Origin of the sequence: Halorubrum sp. Atlit-26R (genome assembly GCF_003666015.1) — an archaeon.
Lineage (GTDB): Archaea > Halobacteriota > Halobacteria > Halobacteriales > Haloferacaceae > Halorubrum.
In genome coordinates this window covers 51,354-74,017 of record NZ_QPLT01000006.1, presented here as the reverse complement: position 1 = coordinate 74,017, position 22,664 = coordinate 51,354, and the positions used below count along the sequence as shown (strand labels likewise).

22 protein-coding genes are annotated in these 22,664 nt (G+C 71.0%); 11 read left to right on the top strand and 11 right to left on the bottom strand.

Annotated features, from left to right (window positions below; genetic code table 11):
* Positions 1-200 precede the first annotated feature (200 nt).
* Complete coding sequence (locus tag DVK07_RS23260) at positions 201-377, bottom strand: hypothetical protein (RefSeq protein ID WP_199719442.1); 177 nt, start codon at positions 375-377, stop codon at positions 201-203.
* 283 nt (positions 378-660) lie between these two features.
* On the opposite strand from DVK07_RS23260, the gene DVK07_RS08365 reads away from it, so the two are divergent.
* Positions 661-1,341: a uracil-DNA glycosylase family protein gene (locus DVK07_RS08365; RefSeq protein ID WP_121596623.1), complete on the top strand. Its 681-nt coding sequence runs from the start codon at positions 661-663 to the stop codon at positions 1,339-1,341.
* 258 nt (positions 1,342-1,599) lie between these two features.
* On the opposite strand, the gene DVK07_RS08360 is transcribed toward DVK07_RS08365, so the two are convergent.
* The 4 genes from DVK07_RS08360 to DVK07_RS08345 form a co-directional block, all read right to left on the bottom strand.
* Positions 1,600-2,847 carry an asparagine synthase C-terminal domain-containing protein gene (locus DVK07_RS08360; protein ID WP_121596740.1) on the bottom strand — a complete coding sequence of 416 codons (1,248 nt, stop codon included), beginning with the start codon at positions 2,845-2,847 and terminating at the stop codon, positions 1,600-1,602.
* Positions 2,848-2,855: 8 nt separating this feature from the next.
* Positions 2,856-3,539 carry a PHP domain-containing protein gene (locus DVK07_RS08355; RefSeq protein WP_121596622.1) on the bottom strand — a complete coding sequence of 228 codons (684 nt, stop codon included), beginning with the start codon at positions 3,537-3,539 and terminating at the stop codon, positions 2,856-2,858.
* A gap of 536 nt (positions 3,540-4,075) precedes the next feature.
* Positions 4,076-4,357, bottom strand: coding sequence for a hypothetical protein (locus tag DVK07_RS08350; RefSeq protein WP_121596621.1), 282 nt, complete (start codon positions 4,355-4,357; stop codon positions 4,076-4,078).
* On the bottom strand, positions 4,354-5,931 hold the full coding sequence (locus DVK07_RS08345; RefSeq protein WP_121596620.1) for a Na+/H+ antiporter NhaC family protein: 1,578 nt from the start codon (positions 5,929-5,931) through the stop codon (positions 4,354-4,356). The genes DVK07_RS08350 and DVK07_RS08345 overlap by 4 nt, the downstream gene beginning before the upstream one ends.
* Positions 5,932-6,320: 389 nt before the next feature.
* On the opposite strand from DVK07_RS08345, the gene DVK07_RS08340 reads away from it, so the two are divergent.
* From DVK07_RS08340 to DVK07_RS08325, 4 genes are read left to right on the top strand one after another with little or no spacing between them, the layout of a single operon-like run.
* Complete coding sequence (locus tag DVK07_RS08340) at positions 6,321-6,788, top strand: 30S ribosomal protein S15 (RefSeq protein ID WP_121596619.1); 468 nt, start codon at positions 6,321-6,323, stop codon at positions 6,786-6,788.
* Between the two features lie 41 nt (positions 6,789-6,829).
* The gene (locus DVK07_RS08335) at positions 6,830-8,017 is read left to right on the top strand and encodes an exonuclease RecJ (protein WP_121596618.1); all 1,188 of its coding nucleotides are present in this window, start codon (positions 6,830-6,832) and stop codon (positions 8,015-8,017) included.
* 1 nt (position 8,018) lies between these two features.
* Positions 8,019-8,339 carry a KEOPS complex subunit Pcc1 gene (locus tag DVK07_RS08330; protein ID WP_121596617.1) on the top strand — a complete coding sequence of 107 codons (321 nt, stop codon included), beginning with the start codon at positions 8,019-8,021 and terminating at the stop codon, positions 8,337-8,339.
* Positions 8,336-8,983, top strand: a complete 648-nt coding sequence (locus DVK07_RS08325; RefSeq protein WP_121596616.1) for a 30S ribosomal protein S3ae — start codon at positions 8,336-8,338, stop codon at positions 8,981-8,983. Before DVK07_RS08330 ends, DVK07_RS08325 begins: the two co-directional genes overlap by 4 nt.
* A 776-nt stretch (positions 8,984-9,759) precedes the next feature.
* Here the strand turns inward: DVK07_RS08325 and DVK07_RS08320 are convergent.
* The gene (locus tag DVK07_RS08320) at positions 9,760-10,347 is read right to left on the bottom strand and encodes an N-acetyltransferase (RefSeq protein ID WP_121596615.1); all 588 of its coding nucleotides are present in this window, start codon (positions 10,345-10,347) and stop codon (positions 9,760-9,762) included.
* A 113-nt stretch (positions 10,348-10,460) separates the two neighbouring features.
* Between DVK07_RS08320 and DVK07_RS08315 the strand changes: the two genes are divergently transcribed.
* Both DVK07_RS08315 and DVK07_RS08310 read left to right on the top strand, forming a co-directional pair.
* Positions 10,461-10,739 carry a DNA-directed RNA polymerase subunit L gene (locus DVK07_RS08315; RefSeq protein WP_004596453.1) on the top strand — a complete coding sequence of 93 codons (279 nt, stop codon included), beginning with the start codon at positions 10,461-10,463 and terminating at the stop codon, positions 10,737-10,739.
* 103 nt (positions 10,740-10,842) lie between these two features.
* Positions 10,843-11,871 (top strand): glycosyltransferase family 4 protein, encoded by a 1,029-nt coding sequence (locus DVK07_RS08310; RefSeq protein WP_121596739.1) that lies wholly within the window; start codon positions 10,843-10,845, stop codon positions 11,869-11,871.
* Between the two features lie 31 nt (positions 11,872-11,902).
* Here the strand turns inward: DVK07_RS08310 and DVK07_RS08305 are convergent, their stop codons facing one another.
* On the bottom strand, positions 11,903-12,226 hold the full coding sequence (locus DVK07_RS08305) for a hypothetical protein (RefSeq protein WP_121596614.1): 324 nt from the start codon (positions 12,224-12,226) through the stop codon (positions 11,903-11,905).
* Between the two features lie 157 nt (positions 12,227-12,383).
* On the opposite strand from DVK07_RS08305, the gene DVK07_RS08300 reads away from it, so the two are divergent.
* The 4 genes from DVK07_RS08300 to DVK07_RS08285 all read left to right on the top strand — a co-directional run bounded on the left by DVK07_RS08300 (position 12,384) and on the right by DVK07_RS08285 (position 16,767).
* Positions 12,384-13,658 (top strand): Single-stranded DNA binding protein, encoded by a 1,275-nt coding sequence (locus DVK07_RS08300; protein WP_121596613.1) that lies wholly within the window; start codon positions 12,384-12,386, stop codon positions 13,656-13,658.
* Positions 13,655-15,310 (top strand): hypothetical protein, encoded by a 1,656-nt coding sequence (locus DVK07_RS08295; RefSeq protein ID WP_121596612.1) that lies wholly within the window; start codon positions 13,655-13,657, stop codon positions 15,308-15,310. The genes DVK07_RS08300 and DVK07_RS08295 overlap by 4 nt, the downstream gene beginning before the upstream one ends.
* Positions 15,310-16,092 carry a metallophosphoesterase gene (locus DVK07_RS08290; RefSeq protein WP_121596611.1) on the top strand — a complete coding sequence of 261 codons (783 nt, stop codon included), beginning with the start codon at positions 15,310-15,312 and terminating at the stop codon, positions 16,090-16,092. Before DVK07_RS08295 ends, DVK07_RS08290 begins: the two co-directional genes overlap by 1 nt.
* Before the next feature lie 96 nt (positions 16,093-16,188).
* A complete protein-coding gene (locus DVK07_RS08285) occupies positions 16,189-16,767 on the top strand; it encodes a putative phosphothreonine lyase domain-containg protein (RefSeq protein ID WP_121596610.1) in 579 nt (192 codons plus the stop codon).
* 24 nt (positions 16,768-16,791) lie between these two features.
* Here DVK07_RS08285 and DVK07_RS08280 read toward each other — a convergent pair whose 3' ends face one another.
* From DVK07_RS08280 to DVK07_RS08265, 4 genes are all read right to left on the bottom strand, one after another.
* Positions 16,792-17,238 carry a Zn-ribbon domain-containing OB-fold protein gene (locus tag DVK07_RS08280; RefSeq protein WP_121596609.1) on the bottom strand — a complete coding sequence of 149 codons (447 nt, stop codon included), beginning with the start codon at positions 17,236-17,238 and terminating at the stop codon, positions 16,792-16,794.
* The gene (locus DVK07_RS08275; protein ID WP_121596608.1) at positions 17,235-18,395 is read right to left on the bottom strand and encodes a thiolase family protein; all 1,161 of its coding nucleotides are present in this window, start codon (positions 18,393-18,395) and stop codon (positions 17,235-17,237) included. Before DVK07_RS08275 ends, DVK07_RS08280 begins: the two co-directional genes overlap by 4 nt.
* Positions 18,396-18,483: 88 nt before the next feature.
* Complete coding sequence (gene mutL, locus DVK07_RS08270) at positions 18,484-20,826, bottom strand: DNA mismatch repair endonuclease MutL (protein WP_121596607.1); 2,343 nt, start codon at positions 20,824-20,826, stop codon at positions 18,484-18,486.
* Between the two features lie 654 nt (positions 20,827-21,480).
* The gene (locus DVK07_RS08265; RefSeq protein WP_121596606.1) at positions 21,481-22,614 is read right to left on the bottom strand and encodes an ABC transporter ATP-binding protein; all 1,134 of its coding nucleotides are present in this window, start codon (positions 22,612-22,614) and stop codon (positions 21,481-21,483) included.
* Between the last annotated feature and the right edge of the window lie 50 nt (positions 22,615-22,664).

Here is a 22,664-nt window from a genome sequence, read left to right as displayed (position 1 = left end):
AAGGCAACCCTTCGGGGGCCGCCGACCGGTTCCGACGGGCCTATCCGTGGCCGGGTCGCGACCGGCCGACGGCGACGAGGTACGTGGCTCGGAGCGGGAGCGGTGACGGGAGCGGCGCTCCGTAGATATCGACGTTGCGGTCGCTCGGCGCCGGTCTGGGTGCGGTCGGGGTCGTAAAACGAGTCGCTACGGCCGGGCGGTCACTCCTCGGCTGCGGCCTCGAACGCCTCGGTGGTAGTCTCGACGAGCCGGCCGACGGGGACGTTGATACCGAGGCGCTGACGCGCGAAGACGGCCATCGGGAACAGCGAGATCCCGACGGCGACGGTCGCTTGGTGCAGCCCGAAGAGGGCCGCGGTTCGGATGCGGTCGAACATTGGACTTCTGCCCCAGCCGAACGCGGGGATATATAAATATCTTCCGTGCCTGCCGCCGATTCCACCCCGACGCGGTCTTGCGGTTCCTGGTCATAAATTAACGATCCTGAAACTTCTCCCGTCCCGCGCCGATCGACGCGTATCCCAACCCGGTTTGACCCCGTTTATCCCCATAACTTACGAGAATTCACGGCGGTTCGTGCGCCTCGCATCGGCGCTTCGCGTCGGCTCTGTCCCCGCCGGACCGAACGCGATATAACCGAGCGAACGCCTAACCGGTCGCGTGAAGAACGTCACGGACCGAACCCGGAACCCCTTCGGGATGCGCCCCGACTGCCCCTCGTTCGTCCCCGGCTACGGCGACGCCAACGCCGACTTCCACGTCGTCGGCGACTACCCCGGCGTCCACGGCGGGAGCGCGGCGGGCGTCCCCTTCACCGGGGAGGCGTGGTCGCCCGCGTTCCTGTCGGCGCTCGAAGCGGCCGGGCTGATCGCGGGGCTCGCCGACGGCGTCGCCCCCGACGGCGTCGCGCGCGAGGGCGACCCGACCGCGGTCGACCCCCTTCGAACCGACCGGACGTTCCTCTCGTACCTCCACATGTGCGCGAGCGAGGGGGTCCCGGACGACGACGCCTACGACGACATGGAGCGCTTCTTCGACGCCGAGGTCCGCGCCATCGCGGCCCACGTGCTGCTCCCGGTCGGCGCGCGGGCGACCGAACACGTCTTGGAGACCTACACCGCGCGGGCGTGGAAGACCGAGGTCGACATGGACGCGCTCCACGGCGAGGAGCTGCTCGGCGCCGGCTGGCTCGTCGTCCCGATCAAGGATCCGGCCGACTGGTCGGACGGCGACGCCGACCGGCTCGTCGACTCGCTCGGAGAGCTGCGCTCGACCGACTTCCGACGCGAGAGCGACCTCGGACGGTTCATCGCCGGCAGCGACCCGTACCTGGTCCGCTGACGCAGCGGCCGCCCGCGAGCCCGCGAACTCGTCGGTTTTCGCCCGGATGGACGTGAACTTTCTCCGGCAAAGCGGGTTCCCGATGCGGAGATTCGGCACTAATCGGTCCCATCCGCGGACGATCGTTTTCTGCCCGGCCGCAGCCGAGTCATATTTGTCGCTACTGCCCGGATTTTATACCTCTCCTGTCGATATTTCAGTAGACGCCCGTTCGAACGGGCGTCGGCCGCAGGACTGGTACTCCGCGCGGCGACTTGGTCAGCTCCGGCCCTCACCGGCCGGTTTTTCCTCGCTACACAGCGCCTCGACGTACTTCCCGACGTGGTCGTCCATCCGCCGCTTGTAGCCCGCCCGCCGCGCGAGCCGGTCGAGCTCGCGGGAGACGTACGTGCCGTACTGGACCGCCTTCTTGTCCGCGGCGTGGACCGACGCCGGGACGCGTCCGGCGGCGACCCGACGCAGCGCGACCTTCCGCTCGTCCGCGTCGACGAGCAGGTCGTCGGGGAGCGCCAGCGCGGCGGCGACGACCCGGTCGTCGAGCAGCGGCGTCGCGGGTTCGACGCCGGCGGCGCGGAGCGCGAGGACGTCCCGCTCTAACTGGTCAGGGAGCGTGCGGACGGTCTCGGTCCGCGCCCCGCGGACGGTATCCGCGTCGACGCGGGGGTCGTCGGCGGGGTCGACGACCTTGCTGTACCCGCCGAACAGCTCGTCGGCGCCCTGCCCGACCGCGAGCCGGCCGAACCCGTCCGCGGCGGCCGCCTCTGCCGTCAGGAACAGCGGCACCGCGATGGCGACGTCCATCGGGTTCCGGCGACCGGTCGCGGCCGCGACCGAGCGCACGGCGCGCCGGAGGTCCTCGTGCGTTATCTCGACGACCCGCAGGTCGCGCTCCATCGCGCTCGCTGCCTCGCGCGCGGCGGCGACGTCGTGGCTCCCCTCGAAGCCGGCGACGTAACAGGGGGCCTCGGGGACGGCGGCCGCGACGAGCCCGGAGTCGACGCCGCCCGAGAAGGCGACCGCGAGGTCGCCGTCAGCGGTTCCCTCGGCGCGCGCCGAAGCGGGTGAGGTCGCGAGGTCGCCGAGCGCCGCGCTCACCGCGTCGTCGACCGCCGACAGCGCGGCCTCTCGGTCAGCGGTCGGCTCCGAGTCGGGGAGCCCCCAGACGTGTTCGGTCCCGCTTGCCGAGACGACGCTCCCGGCCGGGACCGACGCCGGGTCGGCGAGCGCGCCACGGTCGAACGCCCACGCCTCCGGGTCCGTCGGTCGCCGGTCGGACTCCGGGTCGAGCGCCTCCCGCTCGATGAACAGCGGCTGCCGGCCGAGGACGTCGCGGACGAGGACCGACCCCTCCCGGTTCGGAGCGTCGCGGTCCGGCGAGTCCCACTTCGGCGGGTCGGTCAGTAGGCCGGCGAAGCCGCGACCGCCGGGGAGCGGGTCGCCGTCGCGGAGGGCGTCGCGGACGCGGTCTGCGGAGGCGCCGCGCAGGTCGGTGGGTTGCGGGGTCATCGTCGCGGTCACCGGAGGACGTCGAGCGCGCGGAGCGCGCGGCGCTTGGCGCCCCCGCCGAACTGCCGGAGCGACACCCGCCACGGGGTGCGCTTGCCGACGACGCTCGTCCGGCCGTCGGCGATGCCGTCGAGGATCGCGGCGGCGGAGCGCTCGTCGGCGCCCACCTCCGTCACGGCCTGCCCGACCATCTCGGAGATGTGGGCGTCGCTGCCGGCGGTCATCGGGAGCCCGTTGCGGACGGCGAACTTCTCGGCCTGCCGGTTCGAGCGCCCGGTGAAAAGCCGGGAGTTGTACACTTCGAGGGCGTCGGCGCTCGCCAGCTGCTCGTCGGTGATGTGGGCGGCGACGCCGTGGCGGGACTTCTGGAAGGGGTGGGGGACGACCGCGATCCCGCCCTGGTCGCGGATCCGGTCGAGCGTCTCGTCGAAGGGGAGGCCGCTCTCGACGCGCTCCTCGATGCCGAACGCGAGGACGTGGCCGACCGCGGAGGTCACCTCCATGCCGACGATGCCGACGAGGCCGTAGTCGGGGGCCTTCTCGGCCGCCTCGATGCTGGCGTCGATCTCGTCGTGGTCGGTGACGGCGAGCGCGTCGAGCCCGACCGCGGCCGCCTGCTCCAGGAGGAGCTCGACCGGGTCGCGCCCGTCGTACGACAGCGCGGAGTGCGCGTGTAGCTCGACCGATAGCACACCCGACGGTTCGACCGTAGTCATAAAAAGCGCCCCGGTCCGCGCCGCTCCCCGTCGATTCGCGGCGGTTGACCCCCGTTCCGACGATGTGGGTTTATAAATGGCTGCGGTGGCGCGTGCCTGCGAGCGGCCGCCATCGGCGGCCGCGAGGCAGCACCGCGCGAGGGAGTCGCTGGTCCGGAGCGTAGCGAAGGACCAGCGACGAGGCTGGGGAGGTGTGAGGCTGCGGTCCCGCGAGCGACCGCAGGGAGCGAGCGGGAGCACGGAAGTCGCAGCCCGCGCAGCGAAGCGAGCAGGAACGTCTTCCGGCGGTGCTGTGCGGGGCGGGGTGGGACTCAAAGGGGCAGCCGCGAGGGCGAAGCACGGCGCAGCAAGTACCGCAGCGAGGGAGCGACAGCGACCGAGCGAGGAACACAGCAAGCCGCGCGAGCCGTCGCGGCTGGGGCTTTGGCGGTGTTCGTCGCCGATCTACCGGCGGTTGTTTATAAATAAGCGGCTGAATCGACGAGCTCGGAAAAAGACGCCTCGGATACTGATTAGAACGCGCTCTCGCCGACCGTCTTCCGGTAGGTCGCCCGGCCGGTGTGCGCCGAGTCGTCCCACGACTCCACGTCGACGATGATCCGTGTGTTGATCGCGTCTTCCGGCGCCCCCTCGATTCGGAGCGTCGAGTCGCCGATGCGGGCGACGTGGTCGCCGCCCTCGCCGGCACCGCCGCCCTCGCCGGTCACCATCACTTCGAGGACGTCGCCGGGCGCGTAGTCCGGCGTCGACCCGCGGAACGACCAGCCGGCGAGGAACTTGTCGAAGACGCTCACGCGCGCGACACCTCCTCGGAGACGCGGTCGGGAATGTACTCCCGCCCGAAGCCGGTGATCGCGGCGAGGACGAAGATGGCCACGAGGAACCAGCCGTGGAACACGTACGGGACGACCTCGATCGGGTTGACGACCATCTCGGAGCCGTACTGGGAGCCGAGCCCGTCGGGCCCGACCATCACCTGGTACCCGACCAGCACGCCGCCCGCCCACGGGAAGATGTAGCCGAGCGCGGAGGTGTTGGCGTCTAAGATGTTCGCGCGCCGGTAGCCGTTGATGTTGAACTTCTCGCCGATGCGGGCGACGTACGGGGCGATCGCGATCTCCGCGGCGGTGTTGATCGTGATCATCCCGTTGATCGTCGCGGTGCCGAGGACCATCGTCAGCTCCGCCCGGCGGACGGTGGTCGCGACGCGGTCGAGGAGGAACGTCTGGATCGCCTCGAAGCCGCCGCCGCGGATCATGATCTGCGCCATCGACACGATCAGCAGCGTCAACACGATGAGCGGGAAGAAGCCGGTCGCGCCCGTGTAGAGGCTCCCGCCCACGCCCGTGGTCTCGCCGACCGCGACGAACGGCAGCGAGGTGAACGTGCCGGCCTCGCTCACGGTGAACACGAGGACGTCGCTCACCGACGAGAGCCCGAACAGGAGGTTGAACGCGACGGCGACGACGATCCCCCACGAGATCGCCTCGACGATGTGTCGGCCCGCGACCGCGGTCACGATCACGACGCCCATCGAGACCAGATGGACCAGCCCCGCCGCGGCCGCGTCGAGCTCGGCGGCGCCCTCGAGGCTCGCGCCCGGCAGCACCGACCCCATGACCAGATAGGCGACGAACGCGGGCACCGCCGCGAGGATCGCGTACTTGAACCGCGAGGCGACCACGCCGCCGATGTCGGCGTCCTGGGTCACCGCGCTCACGATCGTCGTGTCGCTGACGGGCGCGAGGTTGTCACCGAAGACGGCGCCCGAGAGGATCGCGGCGAACAGCAGCACCGGGTTCGCGCCGAGGAGCACGCCGGCCGGGAAAAAGAGGGTCACGAACGCGATAGTGGCGCCGTACCCCGTTCCGATTCCGGTCGCGAGCAGCCCGCAGAGGACGAACGCGGCCGCCGGGAACGTCGCTCCGCCGACGTTCAGCGCGTCGGCGGCGAAGATGAGCCCGTTGACGAACTGGCCGACCTGCAGCGTGTCGGCGAACATCCCGGCCCACAGCCACGCGACGATCGCCGTGGCGGCGACGCGCTGGGTCATCCCCTCGAAGATGGTGTCCGCGTACGCCTTCCAGCTCCCGCGAACGAAGAACATCCCGAGGATCGTCCCGATCAGTGCCCCGATCACGAGTCCGTCCGCGCCGCCGACTCCGAGGACTCCGCTCTGGAAGACGGCCCAGAGGATGAAGAACGCGATCGGGACCGTGCTCATCCACTTCCCGCCGTAGAACGTGATCCGCGGGCCGTCGCCGTTCTGCTCGTCGACGCCGAACTCGCTTCCGTCGGGCGACTCCCCGTCGTCGGTCGGTCGCCCGCCGTCGGCCGCTGGCGGACCCCCGTCTCTGGTTTCGGTCATCTGTCGGTCACACCGCTCCGAACACCGACTACTCACCTAAATCCTCCCTTCCGCGGAGAAATCGCGCGGAACAAAACCGCGACCGGCGCGGCACAAGCGAGGATGGACGGGCGCGAGGGCGGCCGCGTCGCTCCGGCCCACAAGAACACCCTTAAGAACCCGGACGGCGACCTCGCAGACGGGAACAGCACAGCTGCAGATCCGACTCGCCGGGGCCCTTTCGCCCGCGGCTTGGGAATGTAGCAGTGCGCCGACGCCTCCGGCGTCGCGGTCGGTCGAGCCGCTCGCGCGGCCCGTCCGATCGGATCGCTCGCTCCGCGAGGGATTCGTAGCCGCGCCGCGCGGAGTCGCGGTCACGTTGCGGTTGTGCCGTTCCAACCAGACAGACAATGGCACGAATGCACACGCGCCGTCGCGGTTCGTCCGGTTCGGACAAGCCGGCGACGGACGAGACCCCGGAGTGGAGCGACGTCGACGCCGAGGACATCGAGTCCCGCGTCGTCGAACTGGCGGAGCAGGGCCACGACCCCAGCGTCATCGGCCTCAAGCTGCGCGACGAGGGCGTCAAGGGCGTCCCGGTCCCCGACGTGAAGCTGGCGACCGGCAAGAAGGTCACCGAGATCCTCGAGGAACACGACGCCGACGCCGAGATCCCGGAAGACCTCCGCAACCTCATGTCGCAGGCGATCCGCCTGCGCGAGCACATGGAGGAGAACGGGCAGGACCACCAGAACAAGCGCGCGCTCCAGAACACGGAGTCGAAGATCCGCCGCCTCGCGAACTACTACCGCGGCGACGAGATCGACGAGGAGTTCACGTACACCTACGAGAACGCCGTCGAGTACCTCGAGGAGTAACGCGGCCGAACGCGGCGACAGCGCCCCACGAGACCCCACCAATGACCGAAGCGACGTCCGCCACGTCCGCCCCCGACGCGCTCGCCGGCGTCCTCGCAGACGCGCCGTTCGTCCGGCTCGTCGCGACCGACGACGGCGACGCGCTGGCAGCCGCGGGGCTGCTCGCGCGAGCGCTCCGAGCGACGGGCACGCCGTTCCAGGCGCGCGTCGACCCCGACCCGGTCCCCGATGACGTCGACGACGGCGTCGCGGTGGCCGTCGGCGTCGACCGCGGCCCGCACGCGATCCCCGGAACTGGACGGCCGGCGAGCACGGCGGCCTTCGCGGTCGCCCGCGCGCTCGGCGTCGAGCCCGACCCGGTCGTCGCGCTCGCCGGCGTCGTCGCGGCCGGGTCGATCCCCGGCGCCGACGGCTCCGGCGACGCGCTCGACGCCGCGGAGCGGGCCGGTCGCGTCGAGCGACGACCCGGCGTCGCGCTCCCGGTCTCGGGAACGGTCGACGAGGAACCGTCCCGAGCGGAGGCCCTCGCGGCCTCGACGCTCGCGCGGACGCGGTACTCCGGCGACCCCGAGGCGGCGCGCGAGGCGCTCGCCGCCCTCAAACTCCCGACCGACCCCGACGACGACGACCGCCGACGCTTCGCGTCGCTGGTCGCGGTCGACGCGGTCGACGGCGACGACGCGAGCGAGCGGGCGGCCTCGGCGGTCGAGCGCGCGCTCCGCCCCTACGCGACCGACGGCCCGTTCGAGACGGTCGGCGGCTACGCCGACGTCCTCGACGCGCTCGCCCGGGAGGCGCCCGGGACGGGCGTCGCGCTCGCGCTCGCGAGCGACCCGGACGCGTCGCTCCGGACGGCCGCGCTCGACGCGTGGCGTCGCCACGGACTGGCGGCCCACCGCGCGCTCGACGACGCGACGGTCGGCCGGTACGACGGCTGCGTCGTCGCCCGCGTCGACGCCGCGGCGGCCGACGGGTCGCCCGCGATCCTGCCGACGGTCGCCCGGCTCGTCCGGGACTTCCGGTCGCCGGAGCCCGTCGCGGTCGCGCTCGACGAGGGCGCGGGCCGGCTCGCGGCCGCCGCGAGCGAACCGATCGGGCTCGGCGACGCCTGCCGGACCGCCGCCGGCGAGGTCGGCGGCGACGGCTGGGGGACGCCGATGCGAGGTCACGTTTCGGTCGACGACGGCGACATCACCGCGGTGCTGGCCGCGCTCAGGGAGGCGATCTGAGATGACCGAAGAGACCCGCCGGACCGCCACGGTCCGGACCCAGCACGCCGACGCCGCGACGGTCGCGGCCGCGCTCGGGCCGGACGAGACCGACTCGATGCGTACGCGCGTCGACGGCGACGTCGTCGCCTGTACCGTCTCGCGCCCGACGACCGGCGGGCTCCAGTCGACGCTGGACGACCACCTCGTGAACCTGCGCGTCGCCGACCGCGTGATCGAACGCGCTCGGTCGCACATCGCCGCAGACGCTGACTCCGCCGACGCACTCGACTCCGCAGACGAACCGCAGACGACCGACACCGACACACAACCCGACACATGAGCGAACGATCCGTATCCAAGAGCAGAGAACAGAAGCGCTGGTACACCGTGCTGGCGCCCGAACAGTTCGACCGACAGGAGCTCGGCGAGACCCTCGCCGAGGAGCCCCAGCAGGTCGTCGGCCGCACGATCACGACGACCCTCGACCAGCTGACGGGCGACTCCAACGCGAACAACACGAAGCTGACCTTCAAGATCACCGACGTCGGCAGCGACTCGGCGTACACCGAGTTCATCAAGTACGAGCTGACGCGGGACTACCTGCGCTCGCTCGTCCGCCGCGGCGCCTCGAAGGTCGAGGCGTCGATCACGGTGCTGACGACGGACGACTACCGCATCCGCGTCCAGCCCGTCGCGCTGACGACGAAGAAGGCGGACCGCTCGCAGGAGAAGGCGATCCGCCGCGTGATGATCGACAAGGTCCACGCCGCCGCCGAGGAGCGCACCTTCGAGGCGTTCGTCGACGCGATCGTCGACGGGAACCTCTCGTCGGCCATCTACGGCGACGCCAAGGAGATCTACCCGCTGCGCCGCGTCGAGGTCCAGAAGCTGACCCTCGAAGCGCGCCCCAGCGAGGTCGCCGCCGAGGAGGAGGCCGCCGTCGACGTCGACGCCGACGAAGTCGCTGTCGACGCCGACGAGTAACGCCTCGCCGCGCGGACCGAAGCGACCCGTTTTGCGTTTATCGACCGCGGAGCGGCCGCGCCGGCGCGCGGGCAGGTCGTCGTGAACGAGGGCGCCGTCGGTGGCTCTATTTATAAGTACAACTCCTGACCGCTGTGCGGTGGCGCGTGCCTGCGAGCGGCCGCCACCGGCGGCCGCGAGGAGCACGCGCGAGGGAGTCAGTCGCCGGAGCAAAGCGGAGGCGCCTGACGAGGCTGGGGAGGCGTGAGGCGCGGTGCTGTTCGGGGCGGGACTCAAAGGGGCAGTCGCGAGGGCGGCGCAGGCGACGCAAGCACTGGAAGGAGCGAACGGAGTGAGCGACTGAAGCGCGCAGCGAGCGTGCGCCGCCCTCGCGGCTGGGGCTTTGGAGGTGTTCGCGGCGGCCCCGTCAGCAGCAGTTTATAAGCGAGCGACTGGGGATTTGGAGTTGGTCGTCGCCACCCGGCCGATAACCATTTATAAATAATCGGCTGGAACTTCGCCTCGCGTTAAGTTACGCAGAAACGCAAGACAGCGGGAGTATTCGCCGAGTTCGGAAAAGCTGAGTTATAAACTCAAAATAGGTAGTAACTCCGCGAAGAACCAGATCTGCCTTCTCAGTTCTCCTTCCCGTTGATCCACAGAACGCGATCGGCTACATCATTCGAAAATACTTCTATAAAATCGCATGACTGAAGCGATGTTGATACTAACTTAACGCGACCGAACTTCGGCGGAATCCCTCGCCGATCCTCGAACAACGATTTATAAACAGCCGCTCACCCTACCTCTCGCGTCAGCTGCTTCCGGTACGGCTTGAACCCTCGTTTCTCGTAGAACGCCGCCGCGCGCTCGTTGTCGACGTCCACGTCGAGCCGGAGTTCGCCGCAGTCCTGCTCGCGCGCATCTACCTCTGCCCGCTCCATCAACCGGTCCGCCAACCCAGTCTCGCGGTACGACTCGCCCACGTAGATGTCCCCGACGACGAGCCGGTCCGGCCGGTCGAACACCTCCGGACACTCGTCGACGCTCGTCGAGACGAACGCGACGAGGTCGCGGTCCGGATCGGGAACGCCGGCGGACGCCGGCTTCTCGGGGTCGAGGCGCTCGGAGTCGAGCGCCCCGGAATCGACGTCACCCGGAGCGACTTCCGGATCGACCGCGACGACCCACAGACGGCGGTCCGGCTCCTCGCGGAGCAGATCGCGTCGAAACTCCGCCTCGGCCGCGATCAGCTCCTCGTCCGGCCGATCGGCGAGCGCGTGGCGCTCCGCAGCGGCCGCGAGGTCGCGGTGGTACGGGAGCCACAGCTCGGCGGCGTAGCGGCGGAGGGCGTCCTCGTCGGTCGGCAGGCGTCGGATCTCCATACGGCGGCCACCGGAGCGGGCGACATACGCTTTCGGGTCGCGTGCGATCCGTCCGCATCCGCCGATATCCGGGAGACGAAAGCTTGAAACGCCGCTCGCCCGACCTCTCGGGTATGGAACTGCGGGTCATCGAGAAGACCGACACGGAACTCCACATCGAGATCGCGGGCGAGGACCACACGTTCATGAACGTGCTGAAGGGCGCCCTGCTGGAGTCGGACGACGTCGCCGCCGCGACCTACGACATGAACCCCGAGCAGTCCGGGGGCCAGACCGAGCCCGTCCTCACCGTCAAGGCCGAGGAGGGCGACCCGCTCGACGTGCTCGCGGACGCCGCCGGCTCGATCACCGAGCGAACCGACGCGCTGCGCGACGCGGTCCGCGCGGCCTGAGCGCGGGTCCGATCTTCTCTTCGTCCCACCTCGCCCCGGCGCCACGAGGGGCATACCTAAGTGCCGACTCCCGAAACGGGGGTGTATGCCGCCGAGCGTACTCATGCTGGGGTGGGGGTTCCCGCCGAACATCACCGGCGGGCTCGACGTCCACGTGGGAGAACTGTTCACCGGGCTGCGCGACGACCTCGGCGTCGACGTGACGCTGGTGTTGCCCGCGGAGTTCGCGCCCGACGACGAGCCGGGGCTCGAACCCGTCGAGACCGGGGAGGGCGACGTCGCGGCGCGGGTCGGGGAGCTCTCCGACCGCTTCGCCGAGCTCGCGCCCGACCACGACGTGATCCACACGCACGACTGGTTCGGCTACGGGCCCGGTCGCGCCGCGGCCCGCGAGTCCGACGCGACGTGGGTCTCCTCGTTCCACTCGCTGGCGAGCGACCGGAACATCGATCCGCCGAGCCGCGAGGTCGAGACCGAGCGCCGCCTCGCGAACGCCGCCGACACGAACGTCGCGGTCAGCGAGATCGTCCGCGAAGATATCAGGGAGCTGTACGACGCGGACTCGCGGGTCGTGTACAACGGCTTCTCGACGCCGAAGTTCTCCGGGAAGGACGTGCGCGAGGACCTCGGTATCGACGGCGAGATGCTGTTCTTCGTCGGCCGCCACACCGATCAGAAGGGGATCTCGCACCTGCTGTACGCGACGAAGAAGCTCCGCGGCCGCGACGTGACGCTCGTCGTCGGCGGGTCGGGCCATCAGACCGAGCAGCTGAAGCGGTTCGCGGAGCTGCTCGGCATCGACGACCGCGTCGAGTTCGTCGGCTACGTCCCCGAGGCCGAGCTGGGCGACTACTACGCCGCCTCCGACGCGTTCGTCTCGCCATCCTACGCGGAGCCGTTCGGGATCACGATCACCGAGGCCTTGGAGGCGGGGACGCAGGTCGTCGCGACCCGTTCCGGCGTCGCCGAGGTGCTCCCCGACGGCTGCCTCGTCGAGGTCGAGACGGACTCCGAGTCGATCGTCGACGGGCTCATCGAGGCGCTCGATCGCGAGGAGCCGCCGGAGTACGAGCGCCGCGAGTGGGGCGACGTCGCCGAGGACACGCTCGCCGTGTACGAAGACGTCGCCTAATCGATCCGTATCCTCTTCGCGGAGCCTTCCGTCAGTCCCGCTCGCCCCGGAACACGTCGAACTCCGTCACCGGCTGCGGGTGCGTGACCCGGAAGCCGTCCGCGGTCTCCATCACGCCGCGCGTGCTGCCGGTCGCGCCGCCGTACGGGCTCTCCTCGCCGCCCGCGCCGGCGCCCTGGTACGGCGAGGTGTACGGCGACCCGGAGACCGGGTCGTCGAACCCCTCCGGCGGGAGGTAGATCCGCTCGCCGTCTTCCGACCGCACGACGACGGCGACGTCCCTCGTGCCCGTCACGTCGATGACCGTGCGGTCCTCGGTGATCCGCGCGTCGACGTCGATGTCGGTGTCGTCCATGTGGACCCCTGCGACCGGGAGCGGTTTAGCTGTGCCGGCGGCGCGACGGGGGTCGCGGGGCGCCGAGCCCGCGACGCCCCCGGGGGAGCGCCGACCCGGCGCGGGACGCCCGAGCGGTGGTGAATCCTTTTGTGCGGCGGCGCCGAACCTCGCTTCGATGGACGTCAACAGCCATGCCGAGGAGCTCGCCTCCGACCTCGGCGTCGACAAAGAGGAGGTCAAAGCCGACTTAGAGAACTTGCTGGAGTACAGCGTCCCGATCGACGAGGCGAAACAGAGCGTCCGCCGGAAGCACGGCGGAGGCGGCGGCGGGTCGTCGCCCACGCCCGACGCCGTCGACGTCGGCGAGATCACGACCGACCACGACGGCGTGACGGTGACGGTCCGCGTGCTGACGCAGGGGACGCGCACGATCCGGTATCAGGGCGACGACCTCACGATCCGCGAGGGGGAGATCGCCGACGAGACCGGCGTGATCTCCTACACCGCGTGGCAGGACTTCGGCTTCGAGCCGGGCGACTCGCTGACGATCGGCAACGCCGGCGTCCGCGAGTGGGAGGGAGAGCCGGAGCTCAACCTCAACGACTCGACGACGGTCGCCATCGCCGACGAGGAAGTCGAAGTCGACCGCGAGGTCGGCGGCGACCGCAGCCTCGTCGACATCGCGGCCGGTGACCGCGGCCGCAACGTGGAGGTCCGCGTGCTGGAGGTCGACGAGAAGACCATCTCCGGGCGCGACGGCGAGACGGAGATCCTCGAGGGGGTCGTCGGCGACGAGACGGCGAAGCTCCCGTTCACCGACTGGCAGCCCCGCTCCGAGATCGAGGCCGGCGCCGACCTCCGGATCGAGGACGTGTACGTCCGGGAGTTCCGCGGCGTCCCCTCGATCAACCTCACCGAGTTCTCGACGGTGACGCCGCTTCCCGACCCGGTCGAGGTCGCCGAGGACGCCCCGCGCCTCTCGGTCGCCGACGCGGTCGGCTCCGGCGGGATGTTCGACGTCGAGGTCGTCGGGAACGTCCTCGAAGTCCGCGACGGCTCCGGGCTCATCGAGCGCTGTCCGGAGTGCGGCCGCGTCGTCCAGAACGGCCAGTGCCGGAGCCACGGCGACGTGGACGGCGAGGACGACCTGCGCGTGAAGGCGATCCTCGACGACGGCACCGACACGGTCACCGTCGTCCTCGACGACGAACTCACCGCCGAGGTGTACGGCGGCGGCCTCGACGACGCCCTCGACGCCGCGAAGGACGCGATGGACAAGCAGGTCGTCGCCGACGACATCGCCGACACGCTCGTGGGGCGCGCCTACCGGGTCCGCGGGAACCTCTCGGTCGACGACTACGGCGCCACCCTCGACGCCGTCGAGTTCTCGCTCGCGGACGACGACCCGGCCGACCACGCCCGCGCCGCGCTCGCGGAGGTGGGCGAATGAGCGACGACGGACCCGGCACGCGGGAGGTCGCCTACCGGCTGTTCGCCGCCGAGTTCGACGACGCCTCGCTGTCGTACTCCGAGAGCGACGAGGAGCGCGCCCCGAACTACGTCGTCACGCCGACCGGCGCGCGCGTGAACCGCCTGTTCACCGCGGGCGTGCTCACCGAGGTCGAACGCGTCAACGACGAGACGCGCCGCGGCCGCGTCGTCGACCCCTCCGGCGCGTTCGTCACCTACGCGGGCCAGTATCAGCCGGAGGCGCAGACCTTCCTCGAACGCGCCGAGCCGCCGGCGTTCGTCGCGCTCACCGGCAAGGCGCGCACCTTCGAGCCCGAGGACTCCGACCGCGTGTTCACCTCCGTCCGCCCGGAGAGCCTCAACGAGGTCGACGCGGACACCCGCGACCGGTGGGTCGTCTCCGCCGCCGAGGCGACGCTCGACCGCCTCGCGGTGTTCGCGAAGGCGCTCGACGCCGACCTGCGCGGCGACGACCTCCGCGCCGCGCTGGAGGCGGGCGGCGCCCCGGCCCCGCTCGCGGCGGGGATCCCGAAGGCGCTCGACCACTACGGCACCACCGCGGCCTACGCCGAGGCGGTCCGCCGGCTCGCGGTCGACGCGCTGGAGATGATCGCGGGCGACCGCGACGAGGTCCGCGCGCTCGACCTCGCCCCCGACGAGGGCGAGGCGACCGCGATCGGGCCCCTCCCCGAGACCGACGTGACGGTCGCGGAGCCGGCCGCGACGGTCGAAGGCGACGAAGACACGGCTGCCGACGCCGGCGACGAGCCGGAACCGTCCTCCGAGGAGATCGATGCCGAACCGACCGCGGAGTCGGAGTCGAGCGACGACGCCGCCCCGTCGACCGCCGATGCCGACTCGTCGCTCGACGACTCGCCCGAGCCGGAGGCCGACGAGTCGGCCGAATCCCCGACGGACGAAGCGACCGCGTCGGAGCCGACCTCGACCGCCGAAGCCGAGTCGCCCGGCGACGCGGACGACTCTACCGAGGTGACCACTGACGACGCCGCGATCGACGAGGACGACGCCGCGACCGACGACGGCGGCCTCGGTGACTTCGACGCCGGAAGCGACGAAGGCGATGTCGGCGACTTCGACGCCGACGGCGACGCGGACGCGACCGCGGACCTCGATCCGGACGCCGACGACATGTACCAGCTCGACGACGAGGAGCGCGAGGAGATCGAGTCCGAGTTCGGCACCGACTTCTCGACCGGGACCGAGGTCGACGAGCCCGGCGAGGCCGACATCGACGTGCCCGACCCGGAGGAGATCGCCGAGGAGCCGACCGAGGACCCCGCGGCGGCCGCAGACGACGCGGACGCGTCCGGTACTGAAAGCGACGAGGTCGACGCCGCCGACTCGGCGACTGCCGCCGACGGCGAGGCCGAGACCGACACCGAGACCGAGACCGACACCGACGGAGACGCCGGCGACGTCGACCTCGAAGCCGCTGCGGTCGAGGCGATGGGCGACCTCGACGACGGCGACGGGGCGCCCCGCGAGGCGGTCGTCGAGCGCGTCGCGGACGAGCACGGCGTCGAGCCGGGCGCGGTCGAGGACGCGATCCAGGACGCGCTGATGAGCGGGCAGTGTTACGAGCCCGGCGACGGGCTCCTCAAGCCGATCTGATGGGCGACGCGCCAGCCGTCGAGCCGGTGGTCGGCGAGCCGGCGGCCGTGGCCGACCTCGGACGGGAGCGCGCGCTGCTCGTCGCCGACGTCCACGCCGGCATCGAGGTCGGCCTGCGCTACGAGCGCGGCGTCGAACTGGACTCGCGCGCCGACGAGCGCCGCGAGCGGCTCGTCGACCTGATCGCCGAGACGGACGCCGACCGGCTCGTCGTCCTCGGCGACCTCGCGCACCGCATCGGCGCGCCCGACGGCGACGAGCGCGAGGAGCTGGAGACGCTGGTCCGCGCCGTCACCGACCGCGTCCCGATGACGCTCGTCGAGGGGAACCACGACGCGGGCGTCGCGGAGGCGTTCGCGGACGACCTCGACGTGATCGGCCCCGAGGGGGGACTCCTCGGCGACGAGCCCGGGTCGCCGGTCGGCGTCGTCCACGGCCACACGTGGCCCGACCCCGCGCTCCTCGACGCCGACGTGGTGTGTACCGGCCACGAACACCCGCAGGTGCGGCTGGAGGACGCGGTCGGCGGGTCGCGCGTCGAGCGCGCGTGGCTCCGCGGGGAACTCGACCCCGCGGCGTTCACCGAGGCGGGCGAGGGGCACGGGCGCGGGGGGGATCCGCCCGAACTCGTCGTCTTCCCCGCGTTCAACGAGCGGTCCGGGGGCACCTGGGTGAACGTCGAGGGGCAGTCGTTCCTCGCGCCGTACCTCCCCGCGGCGCTGCCCGCGGCGGACGCGTACCTGCTCGACGGGACGCGGCTCGGCGACTATCGCCGGATCTGAGCGCCGCGGACCGGCTCCTTCGGCGCGCCGTCGCGGGCGAGGACCGTTTTCCGCGCGAGCGGGACCGTTTTGCCCCGCGGCGCGCGATCGGTTCCTATGGTCACCGACCGCTCGCCGACCGATATCGACGAGGCCGGGTGGCACTGGCTCCGGGTCAAGCACGTGACCGGATTCCCGAGACAGGTCCGCGACGGCTACTTCCCGAACCACGACGTGACGCGGCCGGCCGCGACGACCGAGGCGGACCTACCGGAGGTCGAACGAGAACGAGAGGCGTCGCTCCCGGCCGACCCCGAGACCGTTCGCGACGTCGACCGCCTCGCGCTGGAGACGACGTACCTGAGCGGGAAGTGGCTCGTCGAGCGTCCCGCCGAGACGGTCGACGAGGTCTGGGAAGCGGTGGTCGACGACGTCGCGGCCGGGGAGTTCTGGGACGCGAAGGTCACGACCCGCGCCGGCCGCGAGGCGTTCGGCGAGACGGACCACGCCGTGCTGGTGTTCACGCCGAACTACTTCGACCGGGCGGACGTCGACCGGGTCCGACGCCGGTTGCGGGAGGCCCACGGGGTGACCGAGGCGATCCGGTACCGGCCCGACGTGTACACGCTCGACGGGGTCCACGAGGAGCGGCTCGGACCGCTCGCCGACTCGGCCGCGTCGCGGTTCCGGGCCTGAGGCTCGAACTGAGGAAGAGTCCGACTACTCGACCGGCCGGAACCGGAACCCGTCCCAGTCCTGGCTCTCCGGCTCGCGGATGCCGGCGCCCGGCTCGCGCAGTTCGTCGGCGTACACCGGCTCGACGCGGTCACCGATCTCGACGTCGAACGCCTCTCCGGAGCCGTCCTCGCGCTCCGCGATCTGCCCGAGCGCGCGGACCGGCGGCCCGTCGTAGCCGTCGCCCATCTCGAACTCGACGATGGCGAGCGTGTTCGGCTCGCGGACGCCCGGCGGCGTCGCGGTCGAGGTCGTCCACGTGACGACCCGTCCCTCGTACTGGCGGAGATCGACCGTCCCGACGCGCTCGGCGCCGTTCGGGCCCACGGTGTGGGGCGGGTACGTGACCGTCCCGTCCGCGTACTCCGCCGCCTCGAAGCTCGGTTCGCCGGTCGATGCCCCGTCGTCTTCGGCCGCGTCGTTGTCGCTCATTGGCTTCCCTCCAGAATCGTCGTGGTCACGCAGTTCCCGAACCCGCCGACGTTACACGCGAGGCCCGTTTCGGCCTCCACCTGTCGCGGGCCGGCGTTCCCGGTGACCTGCTTGAATATCTCGTACACCTGCGCGACGCCGCTGGCCCCGAGCGGGTGGCCCTTCGACTTGAGGCCGCCGGAGGTGTTGATCGGGAGGTCGCCGTCGCGGTCGGTGACCCCCTCCTCGACCGCCTTCCAGCCCTCGCCCTTCTCGAAGAAGCCGAGGTCCTCGCTCTGGAGGAACTCGAGGATGGTGAACATGTCGTGGAGTTCGGCCACGTCGACGTCGTCCGGGCCGATCCCGGCCATGTCGTAGGCGATATCGGAAGAATCGACGACCCCGCCCATCGTGGTCGGGTCCGCGCGCTCGTGGACGACGTGGGTGTCGGTCGCGCCGCCGATCCCCGAGATCACGGCGTAGTTGCCGTCGGGCGCGTACTCCTCCGCCACGGACTCCGGGCAGAACACGAGCGCCGCGGAGCCGTCAGTGATCGGGCAGAAGTCGTACAGCCGGAGCGGGTCGGCGACGATCGGCGAGTCGAGGACCGTGTCGAGGTCGACCTCCTTCCGGAACTGTGCGTGCGGGTTGTCCACGCCGTTCCTGTGGTTCTTCACCGCGACCTTCCCGAGGCTCTCGCGGGGCGCGTCGTACTCGTCGAGGTACAGCCGCGCGGTGAGCCCCGCGAACGAGGGGAGCGTCACGCCCTGCTTGTACTCGACCGGATGCGTGAGCGACGCGATCACGTCGGTCGCCTCCGACGTCGTCCGGTGGGTCATCTTCTCGCCGCCGACCAACATGGTGAGGTCCGACGCGCCCGAGGCGACCGACTGCCACGCGGCGTACACGCCCGCGCCGCCCGACGAGGACGTCTGGTCGATCCGCGCGGTGTAGGCCGGCTGGGCCGCTAAGTCGTGGGCGAGCGCGTTCGGGACGCCGGTCTGTCCCTCGAACTCGCCGCTGGCCATGTTCGAGACGTACAGGTGATCGAGGTCGTCGCCGTCGACGCCGGCGTCGTCGAGCGCGGCCGCGCCCGCCTCCGCCAACAGCTCCCGCACCCAGGCGTCGCGCTGCCCGAATCGGGTCATCGACGCGCCGACGATCGCTACGCGTTCCATGTCCGTGGGTCCACCGGCGTCACCTAAAACGTACCTCTCTGCGGTCGGTGGGGCGGGGAGAACCTCCTCGCCGTCGCTCCGCTCGCCGTCACTCCGCGCGCCGCCCGCCGTGGCCCGGGTAGTCGCGCTCGAACCGCGACCCGATCTCGTCGCGGTCGAGCCGGATCACGACCGGGCGCCCGTGCGGGCAGGCGTACGGGTTCTCGCAGGCGTCGAGGCGGTCGAGGAGGTCGACGACCCGCCCCTCGGTCAGCGAGGTGTTCCCCGTCACCGAGGGGTAGCAGGCGAGGTCGGCGAGCAGCTCGTCGACGGCGTCGGCGACCGGTTCGTCGCCCGCGGCGGCGTCGTCGACCAGCGCGGAGAGGACGTCCCGCAGGAGGCCGGGGTCGAGCGCGGCGTCGAAGACGGCGGGGACCGCCGTCACCGCGACCTCGCGGTCGCCCGCGCGCTCGGCCCGGAACCCGATCGCGGTCAGGTCGTCGACGAACTCCTCGAACAGCGCCGCCTCGCGGGCGGTGAGTTCGATGCGGACCGGCTCCGCGAGCGCCTGCGCGTCCGCGCCGTCCGCGAAGGCCGCCTTCAGCCGCTCGTAGTTCACCCGCTCGTCGGCCGCGTGCTGGTCGATCAGCACGAGCCCGTCGGGCGCCTCGGCGACGACGTACGTCTCGTGGAGCTGGCCGAGCACCCGAAGCGAGGGCAGCGAGTCGAACTCCCGCTCGCTCTCCGTCCCGTCGCCGTCGAGGGTCCGCTGTCGGGTCGCTGGGTGCGTTCGGGCGGTCGGACGCGTGGCGTCCCCGCTCGCGACCGACGCGTCCTCCCCGACAAACCCGTCGCCGTGATCCGGTTCGCCGTCGGTCGAGGGGGCTCCAGTCGGAGCGTCGGCGTCCGAGGTGTCGGCGTCGCGGTCGACCGCGCCGCTCAGGGCCTCGGCGTCGTCGGCCCCGTCCCCGGCACCGACATCGGTCGATCCTCCCGGGTCGCGCTCCGTCGCGTCCTCCTGCCAGCTCCGGGGAGAGGGCGGGTCGCCGCTCGCGTCGTCGCTCGCGCCGCCGCCCAGCCCGTCGACCGCCCACGCCGCGTCGTCGTCCGGGTCCAGTTCGGTCGGACTGGCGGGGTCCGCACCGTCCGCGTCGGTCGGATCCGTCCCGTCCGCGTCGGTCGGACTCGCACCGGTCTCGCGGCCCTCGTCCGCGGTCCGTCCGGAGTCGGCCGACTCGGTCGGTTCGGTCGGTTCCGTCGGTTCCGTCGACTCGGTCGATCCGGCCGCGGTCGCGGGCTCGCGCCCCTCGCGCGCGGCGCGCTCGTGGTCGGTGTCCGCGCCGCCGACGGCCTCGGCGTCGGGCGTCTCGGGGTCGACCGCGGTCTCGTCCGGCGCCGACTGGCCGCGCGGCGCGGTCGAGCGGATCAGGCCGTGGTCGAGGAGGGCCGACTCGACCGCGTCCTCGACCGCCGAGCGGACCGCGGGCTCCTCGTCGAAGCGGACCTCCAACTTGCGCGGGTGGACGTTCACGTCCACGTCGCCGGCCGGGACCTCGACGAAGAGGACCGCGAACGGGTAGCGGTCGGGCGCTAACTGGCCGCCGTAGGCGTCGAGGGTCGCCTCGCGGAGCGCGCTCGCGGTGACGTACCGGCCGTTGACGTACGTCGAGAGGTAGTCGCGGGTCGAGCGCGCCGTTTCGGGGTGGGAGACGAGTCCCGTGACCCGCTCTACCGGTGCCTCACCGCCCGTTTCGCTTTCGGACGCCCAGTCGACGTCGATCATAGACTCGGCGACCTCGCGGCCGTAGACCGCGAGGACGGTCGACCGGAGGTCGCCGTTCCCCTCGGTCGCGAACGTCTCGCGCCCGTCGTGCTCCAGCGAGACCGCCACGTCGGGGTTCGCCAGCGCGTAGCCGGTCACGACCGTGTTCACGTGGTCGAACTCCGTCGCCGTCCGCTTGAGGAACTTCTCGCGAGCGGGCGTATTATAAAAGAGGTCGTCGACCCCGACGGTCGTGCCCGCGGGACAACCGGCCGGCCGGACCTCCCCGACGTCGCCGCCCTCGACGGTGATCTCCGCGCCCGCCTCGGCGTCCGGGGGGCGCGACCGCACCGTCAGTCGGGAGACGGCGCCGACGGTGTACAGCGCCTCGCCGCGGAAGCCGAGGGTTCCGACGCCGCGGTCGAGATCCTCGATGTCGCCGATCTTCGAGGTGGCGTGTTCCGCGACGGCCGCCTCCAGCTGGTCTTCGGGGATGCCGACGCCGTCGTCGCGGACGCGGATCCCCTCGGTGCCGCCCGACTCGACCGACACCGCCACGCGGCTCGCGCCCGCGTCGAGGCTGTTCTCGACCAGCTCCTTCACGACGCTCGCGGGCCGTTCGACGACCTCGCCGGCCGCGATCCGCTGGACGGTCCGCTCGTCCAACCGCTCGATGTCTGGCGGCTCCATTCGTACGCTCCGTCTGACGAGCGCGCACTTCAAGCCGTTGTCGGCCGCGGTGACGCAGGGCGGACTGAAGTCCAACGAGTAGACTATTTATAAACAAAACTGCGGTGGCGCGTGCCTCCGAGTGGCCGCCGAAGGCGGCCGCGAGGAGCACGCGCGAGGGAGTCGGTGGTCCGGAGCAACGCGGAGGACCACCGACGAGGCTGGGGAGGTGAGAGGTGCGGTGCTGTGCGGGGCGGGACTCAAAGGGGCAGTCGCGAGGCCGCCGTAGGCGATGTAAGCACCGCAGGGAGCGAGCAAAGCGAGCGACTGAGGAGCGCAACGAGCGTACGGCGGCCTCGCGACTGGGGCTTTGGAGGTGTTCACCGTCGATCCGCGATCAGCTATTTATAAGCGAGCGACTGGGGCTTTGGAGGTGTTCACCGTCGATCCGTGATCAGCTATTTATAAGCGAGCGGCTGGGGCTTTGGCGGTGTTCGCAACCGATCTGCTATCAGCCATTTATAAACAAACCGCTCGGACACCGGAAGCGGCCACCGCGGGGTCAGCAGTCCTCGGGCGGGTCTGGCGGATACCGATTGCGTTCGCGCCTGAAACAGAGAGAAAGTACGAACGATCGGTTCACAAGCCGCTTCCCTATCCGGAAATCGACCCCGCTTAAGCGACCGCGGCCGCGATCTCCTCGTCGGAGAGGAACACGTCCTCGCCGGTCTCCGCGTCGAACAGGTGGAGGTCCGCCTCCTCGAAGACGACGCCGACCTCGTCGCCGGCCTCAGGCTGGACGTCCGCCGGCGCTCGCGCGAGGAAGTCCTCGGTCACGTCGAGGTGGACGTAGTTGTCGGAGCCGATCGGCTCGACGACCTCGACGGTCGCGGTCAGCGTCTCCTCGCCGGTCGGCTCCTCGACGATCCCGATGTTCTCGGGGCGGATCCCGAGCGTGTACGGGCCGCTTTCGAGGTCGTGACCGGCGACGTAGTCGCGGCTGAGCGCGAACGCGAGCCCCGACGACTCGTCGCGGATCGTCGCCGTCGTCCCGTCCGTCTCCACGTCGACGTCGAGGAAGTTCATCGACGGCGAACCGATGAAGCCGGCGACGAACTCGTTGACCGGGTTCTGGTACACCTCGGTGGGCGCGCCGACCTGCTGGAGCTCGCCGTCGTTGAGGATGGCGAGGCGGTCGCCCATCGTCATCGCCTCCTCCTGGTCGTGGGTGACGTACATCGCGGTGACGCCGAACTCCTTCTGGAGCTTCTGGATCTCCGCGCGCATCTCCGTCCGGAGCTTCGCGTCGAGGTTGCTGAGCGGCTCGTCGAAGAGGAACACCTCGGGCTCGCGCGCGATGGCGCGGCCGAGCGCGACGCGCTGCTTCTGCCCGCCGGAGAGCTCGTCGGGCTTGTCGTCGAGGAGGTCCTCGATGCCCATCATCTCGGCCATCTCGCGCACGCGCTCGTGTCGCTCCTCGGTGGTCATGTCGGTGCTCATCTTGAGCCCGAACGCCATGTTCTCGCGGACCGTTTTGTGCGGGTACAGCGCGTAGTTCTGGAACACCATCGCGACGGGACGCTCCTTCGCGTGGATGTCGGTGACGTCCTCGTCGTCGAAGTGAACGGTTCCGGACGTCGGCTCTTCGAGCCCCGCGACCATCCGGAGCGTGGTCGTCTTCCCGCAGCCCGACGGCCCGACCACGGTCACGAACTCGCCGTCGTCGATCTCCAGATCGAGGTCGTCGACGGCGACGATGGTCCCTCGGTCGAACTCCTTCCGGAGCGTGTCGAGCGTGACGCGTGCCATTTCCCTGATAACCGTCCCACTGGCATATGAGTTCTTTGCTGTTTTCTTGA

Excerpts from the sequence above, each read along its gene's own strand:
- DVK07_RS23260 (WP_199719442.1), bottom strand. The coding sequence starts at position 377 with ATGTTCGACCGCATCCGAACCGCGGCCCTCTTCGGGCTGCACCAAGCG.
- DVK07_RS08360 (WP_121596740.1), bottom strand. The coding sequence starts at position 2,847 with ATGACCCCGCAACCCACCGACCTGCGCGGCGCCTCCGCAGACCGCGTC.
- DVK07_RS08345 (WP_121596620.1), bottom strand. The coding sequence starts at position 5,931 with ATGACCGAAACCAGAGACGGGGGTCCGCCAGCGGCCGACGGCGGGCGA.
- DVK07_RS08340 (WP_121596619.1), top strand. The coding sequence starts at position 6,321 with ATGGCACGAATGCACACGCGCCGTCGCGGTTCGTCCGGTTCGGACAAG.
- DVK07_RS08335 (WP_121596618.1), top strand. The coding sequence starts at position 6,830 with ATGACCGAAGCGACGTCCGCCACGTCCGCCCCCGACGCGCTCGCCGGC.
- DVK07_RS08330 (WP_121596617.1), top strand. The coding sequence starts at position 8,019 with ATGACCGAAGAGACCCGCCGGACCGCCACGGTCCGGACCCAGCACGCC.
- DVK07_RS08325 (WP_121596616.1), top strand. The coding sequence starts at position 8,336 with ATGAGCGAACGATCCGTATCCAAGAGCAGAGAACAGAAGCGCTGGTAC.
- DVK07_RS08320 (WP_121596615.1), bottom strand. The coding sequence starts at position 10,347 with ATGGAGATCCGACGCCTGCCGACCGACGAGGACGCCCTCCGCCGCTAC.
- DVK07_RS08315 (WP_004596453.1), top strand. The coding sequence starts at position 10,461 with ATGGAACTGCGGGTCATCGAGAAGACCGACACGGAACTCCACATCGAG.
- DVK07_RS08310 (WP_121596739.1), top strand. The coding sequence starts at position 10,843 with ATGCTGGGGTGGGGGTTCCCGCCGAACATCACCGGCGGGCTCGACGTC.
- DVK07_RS08305 (WP_121596614.1), bottom strand. The coding sequence starts at position 12,226 with ATGGACGACACCGACATCGACGTCGACGCGCGGATCACCGAGGACCGC.
- DVK07_RS08300 (WP_121596613.1), top strand. The coding sequence starts at position 12,384 with ATGGACGTCAACAGCCATGCCGAGGAGCTCGCCTCCGACCTCGGCGTC.
- DVK07_RS08295 (WP_121596612.1), top strand. The coding sequence starts at position 13,655 with ATGAGCGACGACGGACCCGGCACGCGGGAGGTCGCCTACCGGCTGTTC.
- DVK07_RS08290 (WP_121596611.1), top strand. The coding sequence starts at position 15,310 with ATGGGCGACGCGCCAGCCGTCGAGCCGGTGGTCGGCGAGCCGGCGGCC.
- DVK07_RS08285 (WP_121596610.1), top strand. The coding sequence starts at position 16,189 with ATGGTCACCGACCGCTCGCCGACCGATATCGACGAGGCCGGGTGGCAC.
- DVK07_RS08280 (WP_121596609.1), bottom strand. The coding sequence starts at position 17,238 with ATGAGCGACAACGACGCGGCCGAAGACGACGGGGCATCGACCGGCGAA.
- DVK07_RS08275 (WP_121596608.1), bottom strand. The coding sequence starts at position 18,395 with ATGGAACGCGTAGCGATCGTCGGCGCGTCGATGACCCGATTCGGGCAG.
- mutL (WP_121596607.1), bottom strand. The coding sequence starts at position 20,826 with ATGGAGCCGCCAGACATCGAGCGGTTGGACGAGCGGACCGTCCAGCGG.
- DVK07_RS08265 (WP_121596606.1), bottom strand. The coding sequence starts at position 22,614 with ATGGCACGCGTCACGCTCGACACGCTCCGGAAGGAGTTCGACCGAGGG.